The sequence below is a fragment of the Paenibacillus terrae genome, assembly GCF_000943545.1.
Classification (GTDB): Bacteria; Bacillota; Bacilli; order Paenibacillales; family Paenibacillaceae; genus Paenibacillus; species Paenibacillus terrae_A.
This window is the reverse complement of sequence record NZ_JTHP01000234.1, coordinates 42,135-56,946: the sequence shown is the minus strand read 5'-3', so window position 1 is coordinate 56,946 and position 14,812 is coordinate 42,135. Positions and strand designations below refer to the sequence as shown.

The following is a 14,812-nucleotide window of genomic DNA, read 5'->3' as shown; positions in this document are numbered from 1 at the left end:
GAAATCATTGCATTTTAGAAAACAAAGTCGATGGAATCCGGTGAAAAGCCTTCCGGCTTCTCGTCGGTGGAGGTCACCTGAATATCGCTTAACAGCAAATCCGGGTTTGCCCCTACCTGTGACAGGATCGCTATCAAATCTCCCGTTAATCGTTCAATAGCGTCTGCCCCAAACAGCTTCGTGCAATATTCGAAGGAACCCTTGATCACCCCGTCTTCATCACTCATGGACAAGGTCAGATCGAATTTGGAGATGTTATGCTCCTGAACATACGGATTGAAGGACAGGGTCTCAAGCTTCGCTTCCCGCGACTCCGTATTTTGCAGTACAAACATAGTGTCAAACAACGGATTACGGCTTGCATCCCGCACTACATCCAGCTTTTCCACCAACTCTTCAAGTGGATAATCCTGATGCTCGAAGGCTTGCAGCGTACGATCTCTGGCTTCCAGCAAGTAGCTGTGGAATGTTTGGTTGCCCTTCGGCTGATGCCGGATGGCTAGCGTATTGACGAACATTCCGATAAGTGGCTCCAGCTCAGGCAGCAGGCGGCCTGCTACTGGAGTACCGATGATCAAATCGTCCTGACCACTGTATTTGGACAACAGAACGGTGTAGGCACTCAAAAGTACCATGTACAGCGTACTTCCGGTCTGAGCCACAATTCGGTGCAGCTGCTCGGATACATTCGGGTCAACTGTAAATTCATACAGTGCGCCCTCGAAGCTGCGAACAGCAGGTCTTGGATAAGCAATCGGCAGATCCAGTACTGGTAATTCTCCGGCTAAATGCTCCAGCCAGAAGTGTTCCCGGCGTTGGTATGACTCACGCTGCATTTCCTGCTGCTGCCACACGGCAAAGTCCTTGTACTGAATTTGCAACGGCTCCAATTCCTGCCCCTCGTACAGCTGTACCAGCTCCTGCACGATATTGTCAGACGATACACCATCCGAAATAATATGGTGCATGTCGTACATCAAAAGGTGGCGCTCTGGTCCCGTTTGAATGAAACGGACACGCAGCAGCGGTGCCTGCCGTAGATCAAAGCTGCGTACAAATGACTCGATATACGCTTGGGCTTCGGCTTCACTGGCCTGCAGACGTTCTACAGCAAATTCAACCTGATCGTAAACCCGCTGAACGACCTCACCTTCCACCATTTCAAAGGAAGTCCGCAACGTTTCATGACGCTCAATTAACTGACAGAACGCAGCCTCCAGTCGATCTGCCTGGAGCGGACCTTCCACCGTTAACACACCCGGCATGTTGTAGCTGACATCCCCACCTTCCAGATGGCTCAAAATGTACAGACGTTTTTGAGCCGAGGAAACCGGGTAGTAGGCCTGTTTCGCCGCCGCAGGGATCACCGTATAGGTGTCTGTTCCGTGCGTAGCTATGAGCTGGGCTTGCTGCTCAATTGTAATGTGTTGGAACACCTCACGCAGTGTAATCCGGCTGTTCAGTTCCTGATGGATTTTGGCCACCAGCGTCGTTGCCCGCAGGGAGTGTCCACCCATGTCGAAGAATGAGTCGGTGACTCCTACGCTGGACAGCTTCAATACATCCTGCCAGATTTGAGCAAGCTTGGCTTCCAGCGGCGTCCGCGGCGCAACGTACTCCATGCCACCTTCGAGGCGCGTTTCCGGTGCAGGCAACGCCTTGCGGTCAATTTTTCCGCTTGGGGTCAGCTGGAAACGATCCAGTTGTACAACATACGTCGGGATCATGTAATCCGGCAGCTTCGGCTGCAGCGCGTTTCGCAGCTCCGGTAGACTCAGCGGTGCTGTGGCTACAATGTAGGCACACAGATCCTTGTGTCCGTCTTCGTTTTCCCATGCAGTGACCACGGCTTTCTGAATGCCGTCCACGGTCAGCAGCTGTGCTTCCACCTCGCCCAGTTCAATCCGGTACCCCCGGATTTTCACCTGGTGGTCGATCCGGCCTAAATACTCGATGCTTCCATCCGGCAGCCATCGGGCCAGGTCGCCCGTCCGGTACATCCGGTGGATGTAGGCATCTGGAGCTTCTCCGGCTTCCGACAGGGCGAACGGATTCGGGAGGAACTTCTCTGCCGTCAGTTGCGGCAGGTTCAGGTATCCTCGTCCTACACCTGCACCCCCGATGTAGAGCTCGCCTACGATACCAATCGGTACCAGCTGTTGCTGGGTGTTCAGGATGTATACGGACTGGTTCGCTATCGGCGTTCCGATGGATACGGTGTGTTCACCTTTTTCCAGCAGTACGTTCAGGGCTTCCACATCTTCAAGCGTATAAGCGGTCGCATCTACCGTCGTTTCGGTCGGACCGTACACGTTGGTAATCACCGGGCGGTACCCGGACCACTTGTGCAGGAACCCGTTGACCAACTGCACAGATAACGCTTCACCGCCGATCAGATAGTGCTTCACTCCCGGCGCTTCCGTCACGTTGACGTTCTCGTTCAAAATATGCAGATGCGCAGGTGTACCATCCGACAGGTCGATCCGGTGCGTGCGGTAGTAGGCGACCAATTGCTCCCCGTTCAGGCTTACGTCACGGGATACGACATGCAAGGTGTGGCCTAGCAACAAGCTGGCAAAGATTTGCTTCACCGAAGCGTCAAATACAAACGCCGACAGCCATGCGACGTGAAGCGGCTGTTCATAGCGGCTGTATACCCGCTCAGATAAAGCATCTACCAGATTGCTGACGCTGCCCTGCTCGATCATGACCCCTTTCGGCTGACCGGTTGTACCTGACGTGTAAATCATATAGGCCAGGTTGTGCGGGCCGACGACAGGGATCAGGTTGCTCGCATCCTGTACGTTCAGCTGAGCCTGAACGTCCTCGTCATCAAGGACTACAGCCTGTACTGTGGATGGCAGACTGAGCGAGAGATACGCGACTCTGCTTGTAATCACGACCGTTGCCCCGCTGTCTTGGAGCATGTAGTCGATGCGTTCCTGCGGATACATGCTATCCATCGGCACATACGCGCCTCCGGCCTTAAGTACCCCCATAATGCACACCAGGATATCCGCAGAACGTTCCAGCAATACGCCTACCGGTTGATCTGCTTCGACCCCTTTCGCCCGTAACACACGGGCCAATCGGTTCGCTTGCTCGTTCAGCTCAGCGTAGGTCAGCGTCGTGTTCCCAGACACGACTGCTACCCGCTCAGGGCTGTGCTTCGCTTGCTCTTCAAACCGTTCGCTGAGCGCACGACCCTGTGCTCCTCCACGCACGCTATGCGCGTTCGGATCGTTGAACACCTTCAGAATCCGCTCAGTTTCTTCCGCCGTTATCAGCTCCATATCACCCAGCTTCGCATCCGGGTTCGCTGCCACGGCTTCGGCCAAACGAATGAAGTGACGTGTCATCCGTTCTACGGTTTCCCGTTGATACAACGCGGTTGCATACTGCAATCCGAACTGAATGCCTGCTTCTTCCTCTCTGGCTTCCAGCGTCAAATCAAACTTGGCTGGCGTTTGTTCCAAGCCGTATGGACGGAAGCTAAGGTCTGCCAGCTGCAGTTCGCCTTCCTCAGTGGTTTGCAACGTAAACATCGTATCGAACAACGGATTGCGGCTCATATCCCGCTTCACATTCAGCTTTTCCACCAGTTCCTCAAATGGATAGTCCTGATGTTCGTAGGCTTGCAGAGCATGAACTTTCACTTCTTCCACGTAGCTGCGGAAGGTTTGTTCCGCCGTCGGATAGTTCCGTAATGCCAACGTTCCGACGAACATCCCGAGGATCGGCTCCAGATCCGCATGTGGTCGTCCTGCAATCGGCGTGCCGACCACAATATCCTCTTGGCCGCTGTATTGATGCAAGAGCGCAGTGTATGCCGCCAGCAGCACCATATACAGCGTAGAGCCTGTTTGCGCCGCCAGTTCTTTCAGGCGTTCGCTAACTTCATGCTCTAGTCCGAACACGACCGTATCCCCTGCCGTACTTCGTACCGCCGGACGGGCAAAGTCTGTAGGTAAATCCAGCACTGGCAACTCACCCCGGAAGGTGTCGAGCCAGTACGCTTCCTGACGCTGCATCCACTCCTGATGGGCTTCGCTTTGCTGCCATACCGCATAATCCTTGTACTGAATCCGCAATGGCGATAGCTCTTCACCCTCATACAAGCGGACAAATTCATCGGTCAGTACGCCCATGGACACACCATCCGAAACGATATGATGCATGTCGAGCATGAGCAAATGCTGCGGTTCTTGCTCCACTCCTTGTACGCCCAGGTCCACCAAGCCTACCCGCAGCAGCGGGGCGTCTTGCAGATCGAACGGACGTACAAAGCGCCGCACCTGCTCTTGCGCTTCCTTGCTGACCATCGTGTCCGTATCCGTAGTAGTCGTATCCACTGCCTGTACCTTCGTATATTCCACCTCGAACGGCACGATGTCCTCAATCCATTGCATCGGCTCACTGTCCACCAGTTCAAAGCGGGTACGCAAGGTCGCATGGCGAGCGATTAATTGACGGAATACGTCTTCTACTCGTTGTACATCCAGCGGACCGCTCACTTGCAGCACCGACGGCATGTTGTAGTTCACATCATTCGGGTCGAACTGATGCAGCACATACAGTCGTTTTTGCGCCGAGGACAACGGGTAGAAATCACGGGCTTCGGTCACCGGAATGGACGCATACGCCACTTGATCCAGACTTTCCAGAACCGCTGCCAGTTGTTCAATCGTTGGCGCTTCAAAAATACTGCGCAATGGAAGCGGCTTGTTCAGCTCCTTGTGAATCTTCGAGGCCAGGGTTGTCGCCCGCAGCGAATGTCCGCCAATCTCGAAGAAGTTTTCCTTCACGCCGACCTGCGCCAAGCCCAGCACATCCTGCCAAATTTGCGCCAGCTTCACTTCCACCCACGTCCGAGGTGCGACATAGTCGGCTCCGCTTTGCTGGCTGTCTTCCGGTGCCGGCAGTGCCTTGCGGTCGATTTTGCCGTTCGATGTCAGTGGCATGTGCTCCAGCTGTACCAAATACGAAGGCACCATGTAGTTTGGCAGCTCCGCGCCCAGTAAGCTGCGCAGCTCTCCTGCGTTCACTTCCCGTTCAGCAACATAGTACGCCACCAGTTGATTTTGCCCCTGCTCGTCCGCCTGGGCCAGCACAATAACCTCTTGCACATCTTCCACTTTCAGCATTTGGGCCTCAACCTCGCCCAGTTCAATCCGGTAGCCCCGGATTTTCACCTGATGGTCGATCCGGCCCAAATATTCGATGTTGCCATCCGGCATCCATCTTGCCAAGTCACCTGTACGGTACATCCGTTCATAACCTGCTTCGCCAGCCGCAAATGGGTTCGGTACGAATTTCTCTGCTGTCATTTCTGGACGATCCAGATAGCCACGGGCCAGACCCGGACCAGATACACACAGCTCACCCGCTACACCTATTGGAGCCAAATGTCCATGCACATCCACCATGTATACCCGATGATTCGGAATAGGACGTCCGATGGAAATCAGTTGGCCTGCTCTCTCGTCTTCGGATACCGACCAAACCGACGTCGCTACCGAGTTTTCTGTCGGACCGTAACCGTTGTAGTACGCAACCTGATCCTTCCACTTGTGCACCAGCTCTGTCGACGATGCTGATCCGGCAGTGAACAGAGTACGCAGGTTCGGCATATGCTCCGGTTCCAGATATACAGCATAGGTCGGTGGTAACGTCGCCACCGTAATCTGATGTTCTGTCATATAATGCTCGAATCTCTCATAGTCCAAAATCGTCTCTGACGTTGGCACGTACAACGTGGCTCCGCAGAACAGCGCCTGGAAGATTTCCCAGCAAGCCGCATCAAACGAATAGCTGGCGAACAACAACGCATGATCCGACGTGCTGATCCGAAGTGTCTGATCAAAATACGTTTTCAGATTGCACAGCCCGTGATGCTCCAACATAACGCCCTTCGGTTGACCCGTCGTACCCGACGTATAAATCACATACGCCAGATCGTTTGGACCGGACAACGGCTCCAGATTGGAACCATCCTCGTGATACACACCCTGTGCCCCATCCAGCACCAGCATGTTGCCGTCAAAAGCTACTTTGTCCACCAGATGGCTTTGCGTCAACAACAGCTCTGCCTCTGAGTCGTCCAGCATGTAGCGGATACGCTCCTCTGGATACGTCGGATCGATTGGTACATATGCACCCCCGGCTTTCAAAATCCCGAAGATGCCCACAATCATGTCTACCGAACGCTCGGTCATCAGACCTACTAGACGATCCTTCGTCACGCCTTGACTGCGCAAGGTACGAGCCAGACGATTCGCACGTTCATTCAGCTCGCGATAGGTCAACTGCTCTCCTTCGAAGAACAACGCTGCCTGCTCCGGTGTCTGCGCTGTTTGTGTCTCGAACAAGCCATGGATCGTCTGCTCGCTTGGATACTCGGCGGCTGTATCTCCCCATACACCCAGAATTTGCTCTCGCTCCTGCTCGCTTAACATATCCAGCTCATGTACCCGAATGTCTGGATTCGCTACCACCTGCTCCAGCAGCTGCATCAGATGGCCCTGAGTCCGTTCAACGGCTTCACGATCATAGAGCTTTGCATTGTATTCAAATCGGATTTTCATCGCTTCCTGCGGAATGACGAGCAGATTGAAATCATAGTTGGTTTGTTCAATCATGCCTGCATTGCTAATTTCAAAATCCGATTCTGCACCTTCGCCAAGTTGCTCGACCTGCTCCTCCACCGGATAGTTTTCGAACACGATAATGTGGTTGATCAAGTCTTGCTTTTGCTCGCTTAAGGCTTGAATTTCATATAGCGGATACGTTTCATAAGCTTGAGAAGCCAGCGCCTGCTTCTGATTCGCTCTGATCATGTCGGCAAATGTTTCCTCAGCTCCACTGCGGATACGTACTGGAATGGTGTTAATGAACAAGCCCACCATATTTTCGATACCCGAAATATCAGCCGGACGACCAGACACTACGCCGCCAAAAACAGCGTCATCACTACCGTTGTACTTTTGAAGCAGCAAGCCCCATGCCGTTTGCAATAATGTATTCGTGGTCACGTGGTGCTGCTTGGCAACCATTTCAATGCGGCCTGTCAAATCCTTGCCCAGATCGCACAGCACATGCTCAAATTGTGCACCGTCCGCCTTTACTCCTACTTTTCCGGTCGGAATCGAAGTTTGCTGATCATAGTCGAGCAAATAATCATTCCAGTATGAAGATGCAGCCTCTACATCCTGTGCTTCAAGCCACTCAATATACTGACTGTATGGAGTAACTGGGGCAAGCTTCGGTTCTCTATGCTCAACGGCTGCAAAATAAGCCTCAAACACCTCATCCGTTACCAACGCCACACACCAGCCATCCATCAAGATGTGATGAGAGCTCCACACAAAATAATAATCCTCATCACCTGTTCGTAAAATCGCCACGCGCATCAATGCATCACGGGACAAATCGAATCCGGCTGCCTTGTCTTTACGAATAAATTCCTTCACATACGCGTCACGCTCCTGCTCATCCAAATGACGCAGATCTTCATATTTGAAACCAATATCCTTGCGGCGGAAAATGACCTGCACAGGCTCATCCTGCCAACCACTGTAGAAATTAGCTCTAAAAATCTCATGCCGCTGCGCCAAATGATTCAAGCTATCTTGGAAAATATTCGCTTGGAAGCGTCCGCGCAAATCAAATGTCGTTTGTTCAAAATAAGCACCTGACTCTGCATCCATCAGACTATGGAACAACATACCTTTTTGCATCGGCGTTAACGCATATACATTTTCCAGTTCGCCAATGTCACGAGTCCGCTCTACCAATTGATCCAGCTCAGCCATGGTTACATTTTTAAGCATTACATCGCTTGGAGTCAGCTCCTGCTGTTTGCGGCCTGCGCAATGCGCAATGATTTCCCGCAAGCTGGTTCTGAACTCCTCGGCTAGCTGCTCCATCGTTTCACGGCGATATTCCTGATTGCTGTAGCTGATCGTCAATTGCAGTTCGCCTTCGGAAATCATTCCATTAATGTCTAGCGTATACGATCTGGCTGCATGTGCGCTAAGCTCTTCACCGCTGGAGTAAGGAGATACGTCAATGGATTGATTTTGCATATCTTGATCAAATTGTCCCAAATAGTTAAAGCTGATTTCAGGTTCGGTTACAAAACGCTCTTGCTCACGTGCTGCGGACAGGTATCTCAAAATTCCGTAGCCAATGCCCTTTTGCGGAATGCGACGCAGCCCTTCTTTCACATTTTTGATGCACTGTGAAAGGTCTTGCCCCACGCTCATATCCAGCACAACCGGGAATTGAGTCGTGAACCAGCCAACGGTGCGAGTAATATCCAGCTCTGGCAAAATGGACTCCCGTCCATGACCTTCCAGGTTGACGAGCACTCGTCCAATGCCAGCCCAGCGATGAATCGTCATTCCCAATGCTGTAAGCAGCAAATCATTCATATCCGTGTTGTAGGCACGATGCGCCTGTTTTAACAGCTGCTCCGTTTCCTGAGCTGTCCACGTGGCAGTAACGATCTCGCTGTCCCTATTTAAGGAATAGGACTGTGGCTGGTCTTTTGGAAGCGGCTCATACATTCCCTGTTCAATTTCTTGCCAGAATGCGAGTTCCGCTGCAATTTCCGGACCGTTCGCATATTGAGATTGTCCATCAGCCCAGGTGCAGAACGAATCCGTTTTGTACGGAAGACGAGTCGCTTGTCCGTTCAATGCCTGCTCATAGGCTGTCGTAATATCCTCGAACAAAATGCGCCAGGATACGGTGTCCACCACTAAGTGATGAATCGCAATCAGCAAATGATCTCCATCTGGGCAATGGAACAGCCCCAGCTTCACCAGCGGTCCTTCACTCAAATCAATTCCAGCTTGAATTTCATTCGCTTTGGCCTCGATGGCCGCAGACACCTCAGTCTCATTGCTGAAGTCCGTCTGTTCCAGCGTGTACAGCTTACCCTCACCAATCGCACGGTTCCATGCTTCGTATCCGTGATCGGTAGGACGGAAAATGGTACGCAGCGCGTCGTGATGGCTAACAATTTGATCCATCGCTGTACGCAGTGCCTTTTCATCAAAACCATCCTTGCTATGCAGCATGATGGACTGGTTATGATGATGAGCATCCGTCAGGTTTTGCTCAAAGAACCATTGTTGAACTGGTGTCAGCTTCACAGCGCCCACCACTTCGCTCTGATCTGCCAATCTTGTCACAGATTGGACTTTCAGCGCCAATGCAGACACCGTTGGATTACTGAACAGATCCTTCATGTTCAGTCGGTAGCCTGCTTGCAGCAATCGGGACGATACTTGCAAGGCCTTGATCGAATCGCCGCCCAGCTCGAAGAAGTTATCCTGCGTGCCTACCGTTTCCACGCCGAGCACCCCGGCCCATACCGAAGCCAATACCTGCTCTACCGTTGTACGCGGTGCTACATAGGCTGCACCTGTATGGATGCTGCCTTCCGGCTCTGGCAAGGCCTTGCGGTCGATTTTGCCGTTGCTCGTCAGCGGAATTGTCTCCAGACGCATCAAGCGTGCTGGCACCATGTGCGCTGGCAGCCCTGCTTCCAGCTCGGCCTGTACCTCCTCGATCCGCAGCTCCGCTTCTCCCGTGATATAGCCGCACAAATACTTGTGTCCACGCTCGTCTGTCCGGTCGATCACGACCGCTTGACGCACACCCGGCACCCGCTGGATCACGGTTTCGATCTCGCCCAGCTCGATCCGGTAGCCCCGGATTTTGACTTGATAGTCCATCCGGCCGATAAAGTCCACATTCCCGTCCGGCATCCACCGCGCCAGGTCTCCGGTGCGATACAATCGTTCACCCGGCACGTACGGATTCGCCACGAATTTCTCAGCCGTCAGGTCGGCACGGTTCAGGTATCCCCGTGCTACCCCGGCTCCGCCAATGCATAGCTCGCCCAGTACGCCGACAGGTACCGGATTCAGCTGGCTGTCCACGATATAAAAACGTGCATTCAGCCACGCCTGACCAATCGGCACACTGCCGCTGCTCGGCAGCTTCGATAGCTCTTCGTCATAGAAGCTGGAGTCAATCGCCGCTTCCGTTACGCCGTAGCTGTTAATGATGCGAATGTCTGCACCAAACCGTTCTTGCAGCACCCGATAATCCGTCACGCTGCAGCTATCTGAGCTCGTGATCAGCAGTTCCAGACTGCTCATGTCCAGTCCCTGTTCATGCACATGCTGCATGAACGGTACGATCAGGGCCGGTGTCGATTCGAACACCGTAACCTGATAATTGCGAATCCAGCTATACAGACGGCTTGGATCAATCCGGTCATCTTTCGGGCAGATGACCATCGTTCCGCCGTTATAGAGCGCCCGTGCGATATCCCCGACGAATACGTCGAAGGAGAAGCTCGCCAGCTGCAGCAGCCGTACCGGGAACTGGTTCAGACGGTAATCCCGGCGATACGCCGCAGCCGTATTCACCAAGCTGCGATGCTCGATCATGACTCCCTTCGGACGTCCCGTTGTACCGGAGGTGTAGATCACATACGCCAGGTCCTGCGGCTCGTTGATATGCTCGATATCCGCGGTATCCCCGGTGTACAGCGACTCATCGTCCAACGCCAGTACAGTTTGCAGACGCAGTCCTGTTGCTGGTTCGGATGTTGCTTTGTTTTCATCCAGCCATACCTGGGCACGCTCCTGCAAGCCTGTTTGAGTCAACAGCACCGTAGCACCGCTGTCCTCCAGCATGAAACGAATACGTTCTGACGGATAGTCTGCATCCAGCGGCACATATGCGCCTCCAGCCTTCCACACTGCCAGTACGCCGACCAGCATGTCTACCGAGCGTTCGCTCAAGATGCCGACAATCGACTCACGTCCAATGCCTTCATTTCGCAGTCTGCGAGCCAATTGGTTCGCACGCTCGTTCAGTTTGCGGTACGTAAGTTGTTGCTCCTCGTACACAACCGCCACGTGATCCGATACAAGCTGCGCCTGTTCTTCCACAAAGGTATGGAACAGGGCTCCTGCTTCAACAGCAGTAACATCTGATACCCCCACATCTCCAAAACCGTAGATGATTTGTGCTTTCTCCTCGACGGTTACCATATCCAAAGTTGCCAGTGGCTGCTGTGGATGAAGTGTAATGGCACGAACGAGTTCGGTAAAATGCTTGGCCAATCGCGCGATGGTTTCAGGCTTGTACAGCGCCGTGCTGTATTCCAGACTGCACAGAATACCTTCCGGCTGCTCCACTGCATCCAGAGTCAAATCAAATTTGGCAGTATTATTTTCCGTCGGATACGGCTTTAAGGCCAGACCTTCCAGCTGCAACTCCTGCTGCTCAAATGTTTTCAACTCAAACATCGTGTCAAACAGTGCATTTCGGCTCGTATCCCGTATCAAATTCAGCTTTTCAACCAGCTCTTCAAAAGGATAGTCTTGATGCTCATAAGCACTGAGCGCATGCTCTTTGACCTCCTGCAGGTAATCAAGGAATGCTTTATCGCCAGACGGATAATTGCGGATCGCCAACGTGTTGAGAAATACGCCTATCAGGCCACCCAACTCCGCATGTGGTCTTCCGGCAATCGGCGTTCCGACGATAATGTCCTCCTGCCCCGAATATTTATGCAAAAGCGTGCTATACGCTGCAAGCAACACCATGTACAAGGTTGATCCGGTTTGAGCGGCCAGCTGTTTCAACTGCTCGCTGTCCTCCATGCTGATCGCAAAATCCAATCGAGCTCCTTCCAGACGCTGTACGGCTGGTCTTGCAAAATCTGTTGGCATATCCAGCGCCGGAATTTCACCAGCCATGGTTTTCAGCCAATAGCCTTCTTGCTCACGAAGACGTTCACTTTGCATATCTGCATGCTGCCAAACGGCATAGTCCTTGTACTGGATGCGAAGTGGCGGCAGCTCCTTGCCTGCATACAATTGAGAGAGCTCCTGCACGATAATTCCCTCAGTAACGCCATCCGAAATAATATGGTGCATGTCATAGAGCATAACGTGACGTTGCGGTCCGTTTTCCACCAACTGAACCCGCAGCAACGGTGCTTGCGCGAGATCAAATGCACGTACAAAGTCCAGTGCGTACTGCTGTGTCTCTTCTTCGCTTGCCTGCACATACTCCACATTGAATTCGACATTTGGATCAATACGTTGAACAACCTCGCCATCCACCATATCGAATCTGGTTCGCAGGGTTTCATGACGGGCAATCAGCTGGCGGAAGGCTTGCTCCAGTCGCATTTTATCCAGGAAACCTTCAATAATCAAAGCTTCCGGCATGTTGTAGCTAACCTCTCCACCTTCCAGGTGACTCAAAACATACATCCGTTTTTGCGCCGAGGAAACTGGATAATATGCGCGCTCCTCCACAACAGGTATGGATACATACGTTTGCTGTGTCTGATGTTCACCCATCACCTGTACCAATTGCTCAATCGTCGGATATTGGAAAATATCTCGCAGCGCCAGCTTGTGATGCAGCTCCTGATGAATTTTCGCCACCAGTGTTGTGGCGCGCAGAGAATGTCCTCCCACTTCAAAGAAGTTATCCTTAATGCCTATCTGCGAATGATTCAGTACACCTTGCCAGATACGTACTAGCTGCTCTTCCAGCAATGTCCGCGGCGCAACGTACTCCGTGCCTCCCAAGCGCGCTTCTGGCGCAGGCAACGCTTTGCGGTCGATTTTTCCGTTTGGTGTCAGCGGGAAACGATCCAGTTGTACGACATACGTCGGGATCATATAGCCCGGCAGCTTTGGCTGCAGCGCTTTGCGCAGATCCGGCAAACTCAGCGCCTCTGAGGCTACGAGATACGCACACAGGTCCTTGTTTCCGTCTTCGTTTTCCCAGGCAGTGACCATGGCTTTCTGAATCCCATCCACGGTCAGCAGCTGCGCTTCCACCTCGCCCAGTTCAATCCGATAGCCCCGGATTTTGACTTGATAGTCCATCCGCCCGATAAAGTCCACATTTCCGTCCGGCATCCACCGCGCCAAATCGCCTGTGCGGTACAATCGTTCACCCGGCACGTACGGATTTGCCACGAATTTCTCAGCCGTCAGGTCGGCACGGTTCAGATACCCGCGTGCTACCCCGGCTCCGCCAATACACAGCTCACCCAGCACACCGATAGGCACCGGATTCAGTTGGCTGTCCACGATATAAAAACGTGCGTTCAGCCACGCTTTGCCAATCGGCACACTGCCGCTGCTTGGCAGCTTCGACAGCTCTTCGTCGTAGAAGCTGGAGTCAATCGCCGCTTCCGTTACACCATAGCTGTTAATAATCCGAGTATCTGCACCAAACCGCTCTTGCAGCACTCGGTAATCCGCCACGTTGCAGCTATCCGAGCTGGTGATGAGCAGTTCCAGACTGCTCATGTCCAGTCCCTGTTCATGCACATGCTGCATGAACGGTACGATCAGGGCTGGGGTCGATTCAAACACCGTAATCTGATAATCGTGAATCCAGCCATACAGACGGCTGAGATCAATCCGATCGTCTTTCGGACAAATGACCATCGTTCCACCGTTATAGAGCGCCCGTGCGATATCCCCGACGAATACGTCGAAGGAGAAGCTCGCCAATTGCAACAACCGTACCGGGAACTGGTTCAGACGGTAACCCCGGCGATACGCCGCAGCCGTATTCACCAAGCTGTGATGCTCAATCATGACCCCTTTCGGACGTCCTGTTGTACCGGAGGTATAGATCACATACGCCAGATCCTGCGGCTCATTGACAGGTTCGACATCCGCAATATCCCCGGTGTACAGCGACTCATTGTCCAACGCCAGTACAGTCTGCAAACGCAGTCCTGTTGCTGGTTCGGATGTTGCTTCACTGTCAGATGGCGAGTCTAATGTTAAACTCAGGTCTCCATGGAGGGTATCTAATTCCACCGTTTCAGCACTAACCGCCGTTTCCAGTTGGCCCTCAGACTTCCCTCCGGCCAAGACCCCTCGGCTTTCCTCCAGCCATACCTGGGCACGCTCCTGCAAGCCTGTTTGGGTCAACAGCACCGTAGCACCGCTGTCCTCCAGCATGAAACGAATACGTTCTGACGGATAGTCTGCATCCAGCGGAACATATGCGCCTCCAGCCTTCCACACTGCCAGTACGCCGACCAGCATGTCTACCGAGCGTTCGCTCAAGATGCCGACAATCGACTCGCGTCCAATGCCTTCATTCCGCAATCTACGAGCCAATTGGTTCGCACGCTCGTTCAGTTTACGGTACGTAAGTTGTTGATCCTCGTACACAACCGCCACGTGATCCGGTATAAGCTGCGCCTGTTCTTCCACAAAGGCATGGAACAGGGCTCCTGCTTTAACAGCAGTAACATCTGATACCCCCACATCTCCAAAGCCGTAGATGATTTGTGCTTTTTCCTCAACGGTTACCATATCCAAAGCTGCCAGTGGCTGCTGCGGATCAAGTGTAATAGCACGAACGAGTTCGGTAAAATGCTTGGCCAATCGCGCGATGGTTTCAGGCTTGTACAGCGCCGTGCTGTATTCCAGACTGCACAGAATACCTTCCGGCTGCTCCACTGCATCCAGGGTCAGATCAAATTTGGCAGTATTATTTTCCATCGGATACGAATTTAGAGTAAGACCTTCCAGCTGCAACTCCTGCTGCTCCAATGTTTTCAACTCAAACATCGTGTCAAACAGCGCATTTCGACTTGTATCCCGCGTTAAATTCAGCTTCTCAACCAGCTCTTCAAAAGGATAGTCTTGATGCTCATAAGCACTGAGCGCATGCTCCTTGACCTCTTGCAGATAATCAAGGAATGATTTGTCGCCAGACGGATAATTACGGATCG

Annotated in this window: 1 protein-coding gene (running past one end of the window); it reads right to left on the bottom strand. The window is 52.8% G+C overall.

The window, feature by feature from the left end; all coding sequences use genetic code 11:
- Nucleotides 1-14 precede the first annotated feature (14 nt).
- Nucleotides 15-14,812 carry the 3' end of a non-ribosomal peptide synthase/polyketide synthase gene (locus QD47_RS29870; protein WP_082067359.1) on the bottom strand. The gene runs 27,319 nt beyond the window's last position, so the window shows 14,798 of its 42,117 coding nt (coding positions 27,320-42,117); the start codon falls outside the window, past its right edge; it ends in the stop codon at nucleotides 15-17.